This window comes from Pseudomonas sp. B21-053 (assembly GCF_026016365.1).
GTDB classification, from domain to species: Bacteria; Pseudomonadota; Gammaproteobacteria; order Pseudomonadales; family Pseudomonadaceae; genus Aquipseudomonas; species Aquipseudomonas nunensis.
Genome location: NZ_CP087205.1, coordinates 1,417,490 through 1,431,947, shown reverse-complemented (window position 1 = coordinate 1,431,947; position 14,458 = coordinate 1,417,490). Strand labels below are relative to the sequence as shown.

Genomic DNA, 14,458 nt, shown 5'->3' with positions numbered 1-14,458 from the left:
ACCCGTTTTCAGGAATAAAGAGACGAACATGCGCCACCAGATACATGACTTGCTGGCCCCGCTGCCGGGGACCGCACGACAGATCCACAGCTTCCACTTCGGCCCCGCGTCGGCCAAAGGCAAGATCTACATCCAGTCGTCCCTGCACGCCGATGAAATGCCCGGCATGCTGGTGGCCTGGCACCTCAAGCAACGCCTGGCGGAGCTGGAAGCCGCCGGCCGCCTGCGCAGCGAAATCGTGTTGGTGCCCGTCGCCAACCCGGTGGGCCTGGAACAAGTGTTGATGGATGTGCCGCTGGGCCGCTATGAGCTGGAGAGCGGGCAGAACTTCAATCGCTGGTTCGTCGATTTGAGCGAAGAGGTCGGCAACGAGATCGAAGGCCAGCTCGGCGACGATTCGCGGCACAACCTCGAACTGATCCGCACCAGCCTGCGCAACGCCCTCGCCCGCCAGACCGCCGGCACGCAACTGCAATCCCAGCGCCTGACCCTGCAACGGCTGGCCTGCGATGCGGATATGGTGCTGGACCTGCATTGCGATTTCGAAGCCGTCGCGCACCTTTACACCACGCCCGAAGCCTGGCCGCAGGTCGAGCCGCTGGCGCGCTACATCGGTGCCGAGGCGAGTCTGCTGGCCACCGATTCCGGTGGGCAGTCGTTCGATGAATGTTTCACGCTGCTCTGGTGGCAGTTGAAGGAGCGCTTCGGCGAGCACTTCGATATTCCGCTGGGCAGTTTCTCGGTCACCGTCGAATTGCGCGGCCAGGGCGACGTCTATCACCCGCTGGCCAGCCGCGATTGCCAGGCGCTGATCGACTACCTGATTCACTTCGGCGCCATCGCCGGCGAAGCAGCGCCGCTGCCGGAACTGCCCTACCCGGCCACGCCGCTGGCCGGCGTTGAACCAGTGACCACGCCAGTCGGCGGGTTGTTGGTGTTCACCGCGCTGCCGGGGCAATACCTGGACGCCGGGCAACTGATCGCCGAAATCATCGACCCGATCAATGATCGCGTCACCCCCATCCATTGCACCGCCGCCGGGCTGATGTACGCCCGTTCGCTGCGCCGCATGGCCACTGCCGGCATGGTGATCGCCCACGTCGCGGGCACCGAAGCCTATCGCAGCGGCTACCTACTTTCGCCTTGAGGATGCATGCCCCATGTATAAATTGACCATCGACGGCCTGCATAAAAGCTATGGCGACCATCATGTGCTCAAAGGTGTTTCGCTCAAGGCCAACACCGGCGACGTCATCAGCCTGATCGGCGCCAGCGGCTCGGGGAAAAGTACCTTCCTGCGTTGCATCAACTTCCTCGAACAACCCAACGACGGCGCCATGAGCCTGGATGGCAAAGACATCCGCATGGTCAAGGACCGTCACGGCATGCACGTGGCCGATCCCGATGAACTGCAACGGATCCGCACGCGCCTGGCGATGGTGTTCCAGCATTTCAACCTGTGGAGCCACATGACCGTGCTGGAAAACATCACCATGGCCCCGCGCCGGGTGCTGGGTTGCAGCAAGGAAGAAGCCGAAGACCGCGCCCGGCGCTACCTCGACAAAGTGGGTCTGGCGGCGCGTGTTGCCGACCAATACCCGGCGTTTCTTTCCGGTGGCCAGCAGCAACGGGTGGCGATTGCCCGCGCCTTGGCCATGGAACCGGAAGTCATGCTGTTCGACGAACCGACCTCGGCCCTCGACCCGGAGCTGGTGGGTGAAGTGCTGCGCGTGATCCAGGGCCTCGCCGAAGAAGGCCGGACCATGATCATGGTGACCCACGAAATGAGCTTCGCGCGCAAAGTATCGAGCCAAGTGTTGTTCCTGCACCAGGGTTTGGTAGAGGAACAAGGCGCGCCGGAGGATGTGTTGGGCAATCCGAAGAGTGAGCGGCTGCAACAGTTCCTCAGCGGTAACCTCAAGTAAGACCACCGCCCTCACCCTGTAGGAGCAAAGCTTGCTCGCGAAGGCGTCCTTGAAATCGCCTTCGCCGGCAAGCCTGGCTCCTACAGGACCACGTATCGCAATTAAACCTTTCGTATCCCGTCGCGGTCACTGAAAGAACACTTTCAGAGCGCACGCCGCCGGCATGGGAACCTCCCCCGACTTCGCAAAAAAATGGTTCACCGCCCGTGGCTGGAAGCCGTTCGCCTTTCAGAAACAGGTATGGACGGCGGTCAAACGGGGCGAATCCGGGTTGCTGCATGCCAGCACCGGTGCCGGTAAAACCTACGCGGTGTGGTTTGGGGCGCTCAACCGCTTCGCCTCTTGCGTCGCGCCGGTTGAAACACCGCGCAAACGCAAACCGGTTGCCGAACCGCTGACCGTACTGTGGATAACTCCGATGCGCGCCTTGGCCGCCGACACCGCTCGCGCCCTGGAAGCGCCGCTGGCGGATTTGCAGATACCCTGGAGCGTCGGTCTGCGTACCGGTGACACCAGCAGCAGCGAACGCGCCCGTCAGAGCCGGCGCCTGCCGTCCACGCTGATCACTACCCCGGAAAGCCTGACCCTGATGCTCGCCCGCGCCGATGCGCAAACTGCGCTGTCGACCTTGCGCATGGTGGTGGTCGACGAATGGCACGAACTGCTCGGCAACAAGCGCGGCGTGCAATTGCAATTGGCCCTCGCCCGCTTGCGTCGTTGGCATCCCGAACTGATCGTCTGGGGCGTTTCCGCAACGCTGGGTAATCAATCCCACGCCGAACAGGTCTTGATTCCGCATGGTGGCGGCATCAGCGTCCAGGGCCAGAGCAGCAAAGACCTGCGCGTCGATACCTTGTTGCCGCCAGCCATCGAACGTTTCCCCTGGGCCGGGCACATCGGTTTGAAAATGCTGCCGCAAGTCGTCACCGAGATCGAATCGAGTCCCAGCAGCCTGGTGTTCACCAACACTCGCGCTCAATCGGAGATCTGGTATCAGGCTTTGCTGGAGGCGCGCCCGGATTGGGCCGGGTTGATTGCCTTGCATCACAGCTCGCTGTCACGCGATACCCGTGACTGGGTTGAGCGGGCCCTCAAGGACGGACAACTCAAAGCCGTGGTCTGCACGTCGAGCCTGGACCTGGGCGTGGACTTCCTGCCGGTGGAGCGCGTGCTGCAAATTGGTTCGGCCAAAGGCGTGGCGCGGCTGATGCAGAGGGCGGGACGCTCCGGGCATGCGCCGGGACGCGTCTCACGGGTGACGTTGGTGCCGACCCACAGCCTGGAACTGATCGAAGCCGCCGCCGCGCAAGATGCCGTGGCGCAACGACGGATCGAACCCCGCGAATCACCGTATAAGCCGCTGGATGTACTGGTGCAACATCTGGTCAGCATCGCATTGGGCGGTGGGTTTATGCCCGATGAGCTGTACGAAGAAGTGCGCAGCGCGTGGGCTTATCGCGACCTTACGCCAGCGGATTGGGCCTGGGCGCTGGCCTTCGTACGCCACGGCGGACTTTCTCTGACGGCTTATCCGGATTATCGCCGGGTCGAGCCCGATGAACAGGGCATCTGGCGTGTGCCGGATGCACGCTTGGCGCGCCGACATCGCATGAGCATCGGCACCATCGTCAGCGATGCGAGCATTCAGCTGAAGTACTGGAGCAAGGGCGGTGGCGGCAAACAACTGGGCAGTGTCGAGGAAGGGTTTATCGCCCGGCTCAAGCCTGGCGACGGTTTTCTGTTCGCGGGACGCTTGCTGGAACTGGTCCGTGTGGAAAACATGACCGCGTACGTGAAGCGCAGCAACGTGAAAAAAGCTGCGGTGCCACGCTGGAATGGCGGGCGCATGCCGCTGTCCAGCGAGTTGGCGCAGGCGGTTGTCGCGCGTTTCAGTGCAGCAGCATCGGGGCAGTTTGACGGCCCGGAAATGACCGCGTTGCGTCCACTGCTGGAGGTGCAGCAACGCTGGTCCGGGTTGCCGACCGAAAATTCGCTGCTGGCCGAGGCGCTTAAATCGCGCGAGGGGTGGCATTTGTTCCTCTATCCCTTCGCCGGGCGCCAGGTGCATCTGGGATTGGCGAGCCTGTTGGCCTGGCGGGTCAGTCAGCGCCAACCGGTTACGTTTTCCATCGCGGTCAACGACTACGGCCTGGAATTGCTCAGCGCAACGCCGATTGACTGGTCCGTTCATCTGAACCCCGACTTGTTCAACGCCGAGCAGCTGTTGCCCGACGTGCTCGCCAGCCTGAACGCCGGTGAACTGGCGTTGCGGCGTTTTCGCGAGATCGCGCGGATTGCCGGCCTGGTATTCGCCGGTTATCCCGGCGCGCCAAAGAGTACGCGACAGGTCCAGGCATCCAGCGGCTTGTTCTTCGAAGTGTTCAAGCAGTACGACGCCGACAACCTGTTGCTTGACCAGGCAGGGAAAGAAGTCCTACGCGAAGAATTGGATATTCAACGACTGGAGCAGACCTTGGCCCGCATCAACAGTCTGAAATTCGATCTGCATCAGATCAAACGTCCGACGCCTCTGGGCTTTCCGCTGCTGGTGGAGCGGATGCGTGAGAGCATGAGTTCCGAAAAACTGGCGGATCGAATCAGGCGCATGGTCGGCGATCTCGAGAAAACCGCACAGACCGGGAAAGCCTGATGAGCACGCCTTATCCTGTGCGCCTGGCCGGCGAAGAATTGTGGTTATTGCCCGAGAAAGCGATTTACTGGCCCGCCCAGCAAGCGCTGTTGATCGCCGATGTGCATTTCGGCAAGGCTGCGGCCTATCGCAGCCTCGGCCAGCCGGTGCCACGGGGCACGACTGCGCAAAACATCGCGGTGCTGGATGGGTTGCTGGCGGCCCTGCCCTGTCGCCAGCTGATTTTCCTTGGTGACTTTCTCCACGGGCCCGGCTCACACGCCGTGGACACCTTGACGGCGCTGGCAGCCTGGCGCGAACGCCATCGCGATCTGCCGATGACGCTGATTCGCGGCAACCATGACAAGCGGGCGGGTGATCCGCCGGCTTCGCTGAACATCCGCGTGGTGCCCGAGCCTTTCTTGCTGGGGCCGTTTTCCTTGCAGCATGAACCGGATCCGCACCCGAGCCGGCATGTCCTGGCGGGGCATGTGCATCCGGTTTATCGGCTGAACGGCAAAGGCCGGCAAAGCTTGCGTTTGGCGTGTTTCAGGCTGGGGACGGAAATCAGTCTATTGCCCGCATTCGGCGCATTTACCGGTGGGTATCAAGTTGAAGCGGACGAGAGTTGCAGGATTTTCGTCATCGGCGACAACGAAATATGGCCGATCAGCTAACGCTAACTCTGTAGGAGCGAAGCTTGCTCGCGAAGGAGGTGTGCCAGTCGACATCATTTTTGACTGGCACACCGCCTTCGTGAGCAAGCTTCGCTCCTACAGGATGACGCGTCGTGCGATAAGCGCAGGAGGCCACATCAGGCGACAGGTGCTGGAGGCGGCTCATCCGGCAGGGTTGGCTCACCGGGTTCGGTCGGCTGTTCGTTTGGGGTATCGGGATCAGGCTGGCCAGGGATGCCCCCTGCCATATTGATTGGCGGATGTGCCAACAAGGACCAGGCCAAAACACCGACCTGATTGGGCTCAAGCCTGGCCAGTTCGGCGCTGATTTGCGGATCGATCTTCATGGAGCACTCCTGAGCAGTGGCCCGGTTCGCTGTGCGCAAACCGGGCAGTACACCCAATAGAGTGTCTACCTGCTGAAGAATTCCCGGGATCTGTCAGATGGACGGATCAAGTGCGTGGCAGGGTGACGCCGCGCTGGCCCTGATACTTGCCGCCACGGTCCTTGTAGGAGACTTCGCACTCTTCGTCGGATTCGAAGAACAGCATCTGTGCGACACCTTCATTGGCGTAGATTTTCGCCGGCAATGTGGTGGTGTTGGAGAATTCCAGGGTCACGTGACCTTCCCACTCAGGCTCGAGCGGCGTCACGTTGACGATAATGCCGCAACGGGCGTAGGTGCTTTTACCGAGGCAGATAGTCAGCACGTTGCGCGGGATGCGGAAGAATTCCACGGTGCGGGCCAGGGCGAACGAGTTCGGCGGGATGATGCAGACATCGCTGGTTACGTCGACAAAGCTCTTCTCGTCGAAGTTCTTCGGATCGACGATTGCCGAGTTGATGTTGGTGAACACCTTGAATTCACCGGCGCAGCGTACGTCGTAGCCGTAGCTCGACACACCGTAGGAAATCAGCCGCTCGGCACCTTCGCCGCGCATCTGGCGCTCGACGAACGGTTCGATCATGCCGTGCTCTTGCGCCATGCGGCGAATCCACTTGTCCGATTTGATGCTCATGGCGGGGTGTCCTGAATAGCGAGGTGGAAAAATTCTGTCCGGCATCTTACTAGGCGCGCGCTCCGGGTTCAAAGCGCAGGTATTAATTCTCGCCGATCCCCCCTGATTGCCGGGCCTTGGCGCCAATAAGATGCACCGTCAGTCACGAAAACAGAGAAACCTTCGCAAGAAACATTGGCACGTTACTCAAAAAGGGTTAAGGTGGCGCCACTGTGCTGCTTGTGTCACTGAGAATCTCTACACGATATGTTGAATTTCGATCCAACCATCTACAAGAATTTTTCCTGCTCTTTGCACTCAGTCTCGGCCAGGGTTCTTCCTGCGTCGCAGTTATCTTTGTTCAAGGAGTTACACCATGTCTAATCGCCAAACCGGTACCGTTAAGTGGTTCAACGATGAAAAAGGCTTCGGCTTCATCACTCCACAATCCGGTGACGACCTGTTCGTTCACTTCAAAGCTATCCAATCCGACGGCTTCAAAAGCCTGAAAGAAGGCCAACAGGTTTCTTTCATCGCTACCCGCGGTCAGAAAGGCATGCAAGCTGAAGAAGTTCAAGTTATCTAACTTGTACTTGCTTTAGTAAAAAGCCCCGCCCTTAAAAGCGGGGCTTTTTTGTGGGCGTCTGTTTTTGCCTTACGCCATCCTCTCGTCCTTCTATATTATTCGCCACCTGGAAAATCACATGGAAGCAGCAGGATGCCGTTCAATCAATGGAAAGCGCTAGGCACAGCGCTGATCACACTCGCACTCCCCCTCTCGACACACGCCGATACCCGCCCCTATCACCCGACCATCATCGTCGGCATGGATACTCGCGCCACCTACCTCGCCAAAGGCCCGGACGCCCAAGGCGCTGCGCAGCTCCAGTTAATGCCCGCAGTACGACTGAAACTCTCCACCGCAAATACTTGCGGCAGCGATGAGGTTTACCTCACCCCGGAGTCGTCGGGCATCCCCGCAGAGTCATTCAGTCGAGCCCTGGACGAAATCCAGGAGCTGATCGATAACGAAACCCCCGTCCTGATGACCCTTTCCGCCTGCGACGGCAAGCGCGCGTTTTTCGAAAAAATCCGTGGATGCACACCCGAAGAGTGCGGCAAGCTCACCGCCTCTCTGGTAGACGGGAAGCTGTATCTGGACGAGGCATATGCGCCAACCGGCAAAAGCCAGGCGTCTTACTTCCTGAAAATGCCGATGGCCTACGACAGCAAGCGCAAGGCCTGGAAAGCAAAGGTCTACTACGCCGATTCCAAGACACTGCGCCGCGACTACTTTGTCAACGCCAAGGACTTCGTCTCAGGCAGACCCGTCCTCGCCTCAAAAACCTACTACCCAAGCGGAAAACTCGGACAAAGCTATCAGAACGATGCCAATGGCCAACGCCAGGGCGAGGCAATAACGTATTCCGAAAGCGGAATTGTCATCAAACGCGCGAACTATTTGAACGATGAACTGGAAGGCTGGCAAACCACCTACCACGACAACGGCAAAGAGGCTGATGCCTACAAATGGCATCAAGGTAAACGTGTCGACGGTGAATACCTGGAGCATGACGAAAACGGTGCATTGGTTGGCCGCATCAGCTATCGCAATGACGAACCCGACGGCCCGGCCATGAGCTATTACCCAAGCGGCAAACTGAAGGACAGCAGCAGTTTCGTTGCGGGCAAGGCGCAAGGCCCAAGCACTTCATATTTCGAAAACGGCGCGGTACGCAGCACCCGCAACAACGTGGACAGCAGCCCGGATGGCTGGGTCATCAGCTATTACGCCGACGGCAAAGTGGAAGAAAAACAGTTTTTCGAACAGCAAGTACAGCGCAGCTATGCCACTTGGAATGCCCAGGGCATCCAGACCGTGCAATGGCAATGGGATGAGCAGCATCGCGAACAGGGTGATTTCAAGAAGTGGTACGAAAACGGCCAGTTGCAGGATCACCGGATCTACAAGGACGGAAAACTGCAGGGCCCAGCCATCACTTGGTATGAAAACGGCCAGATGAATACGTCGGTCGATTATGTCGAGGGCCGCGAGCAGGGCGTGATGCGTATGTGGAAAGAGGATGGCAGCCCGAACGGCGAATGCCGATACGAGGCTGGCGAGCGTCAAGGTGAATGCACCTGACGCAATAACATCAAAAAAAAGATCGCAGCATTCGGCAGCTCCTACAGGATGAACGTCGATTCATCGTAGGAGTTGCCGAAGGCTGCGATCTTTTGATCTTTTCAGCGATTTACCAAGCCACGCCAAACCCGGCGGTATATCGAGTCTTGCTCAAATCAGCATCATCGGTCCCGCTGATGACATCCCGCTCGGCCTTGAGGTTAAGCGAAGCCCAGTCGGTGACTTTATAGCGCAAGCCCATTTCCGCATCGAGGGAGTAATCAGCCACGCCGGAAAGTGGCTTACCCACTTCGCCGTTGGTGAAGAACTCCACTTTCTTGCCAATCAGGTAACGGTTGTAGTCCCACTTCATGGCGACGGAATAGAAGTTGTCCTTGCCGCCGTCCTTGTATTCAAAATCGGTACGGTTGAACAGCGAGCCGAGCGAGAATGCGCCGAGTTCGTTATCCCAGAACTGATAACCCGGACCAGTACCGACCACGCGCTGACGGGACAAGTCTTCGACCTTGTCGCGCTTGTAGTTCACACGACCATCCCAGTACCAGTGCTCGGTCAGGAATCGGTCGAGGGAGTATTCGGCGCGCCAGTTGTCGGTGGTGACCACGTCATCCTGGAATTCGCGGTTGTACTCACCTTCCGCCGTATGGCGCCAGCGACCATGACGGGCCGAGGTCTTGAAGCCGACATCGTAGTCGTCGGTGTCCTTCTCGGCGCGCTGGTAATCCAGCGCCATGTCGACATTACCTTTCCATACCAGGTCTTCGACGATCGGCTTGGGCTTGAGGATCTGCTGGATACTCGCCAACTCGACGGTTTTCGGCGCCTCGCCATTGGCCAGGGTCACCTTGCCATCTTCGGCTGCCTTCAATGATTTGGCCTTCTCACCGTTGTAGGCATCCTGCTTGACCAGCAACTCCTGATCGCTTTCCAGGGTTTTGACCTGTTTCCAGTCGATCGGGATCGCACCGGCGTATTCGGTCTGGATCAACAGCTTGCCGCCATCGAACACGGTGATCTTGCCGCTCAATTTGTCACCGTTTTTCAACCACACGGTGTCGGCCAGCAAAGGCGTGGAAGCACTGAAGACAGCGAGGCACAGCAAAGTTCTGGACAACATAAGCAGATCGAAGGCTCTGGTTTGCGAAAAAAAGTCGGCATTATCCGCTGGAATAAGGCGCTAGCAAGGACTGACCCAACTATTTCTATTGAGTTCATTTCTCAATTGTCACTTCAGGACTTAATCTACGGGCAGCAAAACGAATTTCTTCAGGACCTGCGGACGTGACAGACGCGATCAGCGAAACCGAAAGCCCGGCGCAAATCCGACGCACGGCGCTCTACCTGACCCTGGCCCAGGTGCCGGAGGGTAAAGTCGTGAGTTACGGACAATTGGCCGAGTTGGCAGGCCTGGGCCGCGCTGCTCGTTGGGTCGGGCGCACGCTGAGTCAGTTGCCCGGCGACACCAAGCTGCCCTGGCACCGGGTTCTCGGCGCCGGCGGTCGGATCAGCCTGCCGGTTGGCAGTCCCTCGGGGGACGAACAACGCGCGCGTTTGCGCACCGAGGGCATCAGTATCCTGAACAATCGTGTTGATATTCAGCGTCATGGCTGGCGCCCGGTAGAGCACAGCGGTTAGAGTGCGCGCTTTGTTTCCGTAATCTTGAGGCAGACTTCAGCCCATGCCCCGTAAAACCTGGCGCGCCGCGCTCGCCGCCTATGCCAGCCCATCAACGCTCGTGCTGTTGCTGCTTGGTTTCGCCGCCGGCTTGCCGTACATGCTGGTGTTCTCGACGCTGTCGGTCTGGTTGCGTGAGGCCGGTGTGGCCCGCGAAACCATTGGCTATGCAAGCCTGATCGGTCTGGCCTACGCCTTTAAATGGGTGTGGTCACCGCTGCTCGACCAATGGCGCCTGCCATTTCTCGGCAAACTCGGCCGCCGCCGCTCCTGGCTGGTGCTGGCCCAATCGCTGGTGATCCTCGGTCTGATCGGCATGGGTTTCTGCGACCCGCAAAAGCATCTGTCCTGGCTGATCGCCATTGCCGTGATCGTCGCGTTCGCCTCGGCGACCCAAGATATCGCGGTGGACGCCTATCGCCTGGAAATCGCTGACGACAGTCGCCAGGCCGCGCTGGCCGCCAGCTATATGTCCGGCTATCGGATCGCAGCCTTGCTGGCCACTGCCGGCGCGCTGTTTTTCGCCGAAGGCTTCGGCTCCACCGGTTTCAATTACCAGCATTCCGCCTGGACCGGTACTTACGTGCTGTTCGGCGCCTTGATGATCCCGGCCCTGCTGACCACCCTGTTCATGCGCGAGCCGCCGGTGCCGTTGCGCACTCAGTTGCAGGCCGGACGCTACAGTTTTGTGCATCAACTGGCGTCGGTGTTTGTATTGATCGTACTGCTGGTGTCCGTGCCGGCCATGTTCACCCAGCTCTACAACACTGATTTCGCCAGCGTGCTGTTCGGCGGCGTCAGCCTGCTCGACCTGCTGCTGGAAGACCGCGCATTCCTGCGCGCAATCCTCTACATCACGCTGACCGCCCTGTGCCTGTCGTCCATGGGCCGCCGCGGCCTGGCGCCGGTGCTGACGCCGGTCAACGACTTCATCCTGCGTTACCGCTGGCAGGCGTTCCTGCTGTTGGGACTGATCGCCACGTACCGCATGTCCGATACGGTCATGGGCGTGATGGCCAACGTGTTCTATATCGACCAGGGCTTCACCAAGGACCAGATTGCCAGTGTCAGCAAGATCTTCGGCCTGATCATGACGCTGGTCGGCGCCGGCATGGGCGGCCTGCTGATCGTGCGCTTCGGCATTCTGCCGATCCTGCTGATTGGCGGCATCACGTCGGCTGCGACCAACCTGCTGTTCCTGATGCTCGCCGACATGGGCGCCAACCTGAACATGCTGATCCTGACCATTTCCCTGGACAACTTCAGCTCGGGCCTGGCGACCTCGGCGTTCGTCGCTTACTTGTCGAGCCTGACCAACCTCAAGTTCTCCGCCACCCAATACGCCCTGCTCAGCTCGATCATGCTGCTGCTGCCACGCCTGATCGGCGGCTATTCAGGGGTCATGGTGGAGAAGTTCGGCTATCACAACTTCTTCCTGATCACCGCCCTGCTCGGCGTTCCGACGCTGCTGCTGATCGCCCTGCACTGGTTCCAGGAGAGCCGCCGGGCCGGCCCGACGCCGACACCTGAACCGGTGCAGACGCCGGCGGTGGAAGAGCTGTAGGAAACGTCCCGATTGGCGGGAGGTTTCCCGCCATCAAGCCTCACCGCCGGCCGCACTTCTGTACGTCAGCAGATCTCGCCCGTACAATGCTCCGTCATTTCTCGTCATCAGCAACCGACAACGGCCAACCATGCGCACCAGTCAATTTTTGCTCGCCACACAGAAAGAAACGCCTTCCGACGCGGTCGTGATCAGCCACCAGCTGATGCTGCGCGCCGGCATGATCCGCAAACTCGCCTCGGGCCTGTACACCTGGCTGCCGATGGGCTTGCGGGTAATGCGCAAGGTCGAAGCCGTCGTTCGTGAAGAAATGAACGCCGCCGGCTCGCTTGAAGTGTTGATGCCGAGCACTCAACCGGCTGAACTGTGGCAGGAATCCGGTCGCTGGGAAGAATACGGCCCTGAGCTGCTGCGCTTCAAGGATCGTCACGGTCGCGACTTCTGCGCCGGCCCGACCCATGAAGAAGTGATCACCGACCTGATGCGCAACGAGTTGAGCAGCTACAAACAGCTGCCAATCAACCTGTATCAGATCCAGACCAAATTCCGTGACGAAATCCGTCCACGCTTCGGTTTGATGCGCGGCCGCGAATTCATCATGAAGGACGCCTACTCCTTCCACGCCGACCAGCCTTCGCTGCAGATCACTTACGATCGCATGCACCAGGCCTACTGCAACGTGTTCACTCGCCTGGGCCTGAAATTCCGCCCTGTTGAAGCCGACAACGGCTCCATCGGTGGTGCCGGCTCCCACGAGTTCCACGTACTGGCCGAATCCGGCGAAGACGATATCGTCTTCAGCAACGGTTCCGACTACGCCGCGAACATCGAGAAAGCCGAAGCCGTACCGCGCGAAACTTCTCGCGCCGCACCGGCTGAAGAGCTGCGCCTGGTCGACACGCCGAACGCCAAGACCATTGCGCAACTGGTCGAAGGCTTCAATCTGCCGATCGAAAAAACCATCAAGACCCTCGTGGTTCACGCTGAAGAGAAAGGCAAGCTGATTGCCCTGATCATCCGTGGCGACCACGAGCTGAACGAAATCAAGGCGTCCAACCAGCCAGGCGTTGCCAGCCCGCTGGTAATGGCCTCCGAAGCTGAACTGCGCGACGCCATTGGCGCCGGTGCCGGCTCGCTCGGTCCGTTGAACCTGCCGCTGCCGATCATCATCGACCGTTCGGTCGAACTGATGAGCGACTTCGGGATTGGCGCCAACATCGACGACAAGCACTACTTCGGCGTGAACTGGGAACGCGACCTGCCGGTTCCAACCGTGGCCGACCTGCGTAACGTCGTGGCCGGCGACCCAAGCCCGGATGGCAAGGGCACCCTGGAAATCAAGCGCGGCATCGAAGTCGGGCATATCTTCCAGCTGGGCAACAAGTACAGCAAAGCGATGAAGTGCGAAGTGCTGGGCGAGAACGGCAAGCCAGTCACCCTGGAAATGGGTTGCTACGGCATTGGCGTGTCCCGTGTGGTGGCTGCGGCCATCGAGCAGAACAACGATGCCAACGGGATCATCTGGAGCGACACATTGGCGCCGTTCCAGGTTGCCCTGGTACCGCTGCGCTACGACAACGAGCAGGTTCGCGAAGCCACCGACAAGCTGTACGCAGAATTGACTGCGGCCGGTTTCGAAGTGCTGCTGGACGACCGCGACAAGAAAACCAGCCCGGGCATCAAGTTCGCGGACATGGAGCTGATCGGCATTCCTCACCGGATCGTGGTCAGTGACCGCGGCCTCGCCGATGGCAATCTGGAATACAAGAGCCGCACCGAGGCCGAGGCGCAAGCGCTGCCGGTCGCTGACGTGCTGTCCTTCCTCCAGGCCCGTATCCGCCGCTGACACCAGATAGAGAAGTCATGTTCAAGCGAAACACCTTAGGCCTCGGTGGTGCCGCCCTGTGCGGCACCCTGCTGGTCAGCGGCTGTGCCAATCACATGTCACAACGCAGCGAGCACGAGGAACGGGTCGAGCGCAAATTGCTCGATCACAGCCTGCAGATCGATGTCGGTGAGCCCAAGGTCCTTGAGCTGCCGCAACGGCGGGTGAAAATCCACGAGCAAAAGACCTTCGAAGTCACCGAATTCGAAGTCACGCGTCACTACGACCGCTACACGCCGTACCAACCCTGGCGGGAGGTCTACGAGATCCCGCTGGGCATGGTGGCCATCGTGGCGGGTGTCGGCGCGAACGTGGTCAACGTGTTCACCCTCGGCAACTTGCCGGACAGCGTGACCAAGGATTGGCTGAGTTACGGTTTCGCCGGGATCAACCCGTTCATGAACGTGCAGTCCCACGGTCGCGCCCAGCAAAACCTGGCCGGTATCGACGAAGTCCAGCGTGACAAACGCACCGAGTACTCGAGCCTGCCGTGGAGTGAGCGCCCGGTGCAGGTCAAGGCAGGCAAAGAAACGTTCGATCTGAACACCGACAAAAACGGCGTACTGCGCCTGAACCTGTTGGACAGCCCTTTCGCTGAACATGACATCAATCATCTGAGCCGACTGCTGATTACCGTCGCAGATGCCCAGGACGACGTGCACACCGACTCGTCCCTGGCGGTCAGTAGCGGCTTGCGTGGCAAGTTGCTCGAAGCCCACGGGTTGATTTATGACGACCTCGAAGACGACGAAGTGAGCCAGTGGGTACACCGGGTCAAACGTTTGTCGGAACTGGGTCTGGAAGAAGAAGCCAGTGAGTTGGAGCAGAGCCTGATCGAATTGACGCGTAACGATCCTGAACTGCAGACCGAATTCCTCAAGTCGTTGACCAAGGATGCCGGGCGATTGGTGGCGGATCCGAACCCGAATTAAAAGCAAAAGCTTCGCGGGCAAGCCTCG

At 59.7% G+C, this 14,458-nt stretch carries 13 protein-coding genes; 10 read left to right on the top strand and 3 right to left on the bottom strand.

From position 1 onward, the window contains the following. Window positions 1–28 precede the first annotated feature (28 nt). From LOY68_RS06525 to pdeM, 4 genes are all read left to right on the top strand, one after another. Window positions 29–1,147, top strand: a complete 1,119-nt coding sequence (locus LOY68_RS06525; RefSeq protein ID WP_265043702.1) for a succinylglutamate desuccinylase/aspartoacylase family protein — start codon at window positions 29–31, stop codon at window positions 1,145–1,147. Window positions 1,148–1,160: 13 nt separating this feature from the next. After that, entirely contained in the window at window positions 1,161–1,925 is a 765-nt protein-coding gene (locus LOY68_RS06520; protein WP_054047003.1) for an ABC transporter ATP-binding protein, read from the top strand. Window positions 1,926–2,088: 163 nt separating this feature from the next. Then, entirely contained in the window at window positions 2,089–4,575 is a 2,487-nt protein-coding gene (locus LOY68_RS06515) for a ligase-associated DNA damage response DEXH box helicase (protein ID WP_265043701.1), read from the top strand. Beyond that, window positions 4,575–5,231, top strand: a complete 657-nt coding sequence (gene pdeM / locus LOY68_RS06510) for a ligase-associated DNA damage response endonuclease PdeM (protein WP_265043700.1) — start codon at window positions 4,575–4,577, stop codon at window positions 5,229–5,231. Before LOY68_RS06515 ends, pdeM begins: the two co-directional genes overlap by 1 nt. Before the next feature lie 137 nt (window positions 5,232–5,368). Here pdeM and LOY68_RS06505 read toward each other — a convergent pair whose 3' ends face one another. Both LOY68_RS06505 and dcd read right to left on the bottom strand, forming a co-directional pair. Continuing rightward, window positions 5,369–5,578: a hypothetical protein gene (locus LOY68_RS06505; protein WP_054047009.1), complete on the bottom strand. Its 210-nt coding sequence runs from the start codon at window positions 5,576–5,578 to the stop codon at window positions 5,369–5,371. 106 nt (window positions 5,579–5,684) lie between these two features. Next, complete coding sequence (dcd, locus tag LOY68_RS06500; RefSeq protein ID WP_054047011.1) at window positions 5,685–6,251, bottom strand: dCTP deaminase; 567 nt, start codon at window positions 6,249–6,251, stop codon at window positions 5,685–5,687. A gap of 355 nt (window positions 6,252–6,606) precedes the next feature. Between dcd and LOY68_RS06495 the strand changes: the two genes are divergently transcribed. Then, a complete protein-coding gene (locus LOY68_RS06495) occupies window positions 6,607–6,816 on the top strand; it encodes a cold-shock protein (protein WP_002554837.1) in 210 nt (69 codons plus the stop codon). Between the two features lie 132 nt (window positions 6,817–6,948). Next, a complete protein-coding gene (locus tag LOY68_RS06490) occupies window positions 6,949–8,376 on the top strand; it encodes a toxin-antitoxin system YwqK family antitoxin (RefSeq protein ID WP_265043698.1) in 1,428 nt (475 codons plus the stop codon). Between the two features lie 109 nt (window positions 8,377–8,485). Here LOY68_RS06490 and LOY68_RS06485 read toward each other — a convergent pair whose 3' ends face one another. After that, a complete protein-coding gene (locus LOY68_RS06485; RefSeq protein ID WP_163908822.1) occupies window positions 8,486–9,493 on the bottom strand; it encodes a DUF481 domain-containing protein in 1,008 nt (335 codons plus the stop codon). A 164-nt stretch (window positions 9,494–9,657) separates the two neighbouring features. On the opposite strand from LOY68_RS06485, the gene LOY68_RS06480 reads away from it, so the two are divergent. The 4 genes from LOY68_RS06480 to LOY68_RS06465 all read left to right on the top strand — a co-directional run bounded on the left by LOY68_RS06480 (window position 9,658) and on the right by LOY68_RS06465 (window position 14,431). Next, on the top strand, window positions 9,658–10,011 hold the full coding sequence (locus LOY68_RS06480) for an MGMT family protein (RefSeq protein ID WP_163908821.1): 354 nt from the start codon (window positions 9,658–9,660) through the stop codon (window positions 10,009–10,011). 43 nt (window positions 10,012–10,054) lie between these two features. After that, window positions 10,055–11,614 (top strand): AmpG family muropeptide MFS transporter, encoded by a 1,560-nt coding sequence (locus LOY68_RS06475; RefSeq protein ID WP_054047019.1) that lies wholly within the window; start codon window positions 10,055–10,057, stop codon window positions 11,612–11,614. 130 nt (window positions 11,615–11,744) lie between these two features. Beyond that, a complete protein-coding gene (locus LOY68_RS06470; RefSeq protein WP_054047021.1) occupies window positions 11,745–13,460 on the top strand; it encodes a proline--tRNA ligase in 1,716 nt (571 codons plus the stop codon). Window positions 13,461–13,477: 17 nt separating this feature from the next. Beyond that, window positions 13,478–14,431: a hypothetical protein gene (locus LOY68_RS06465; protein ID WP_163908819.1), complete on the top strand. Its 954-nt coding sequence runs from the start codon at window positions 13,478–13,480 to the stop codon at window positions 14,429–14,431. Window positions 14,432–14,458: the final 27 nt, after the last annotated feature.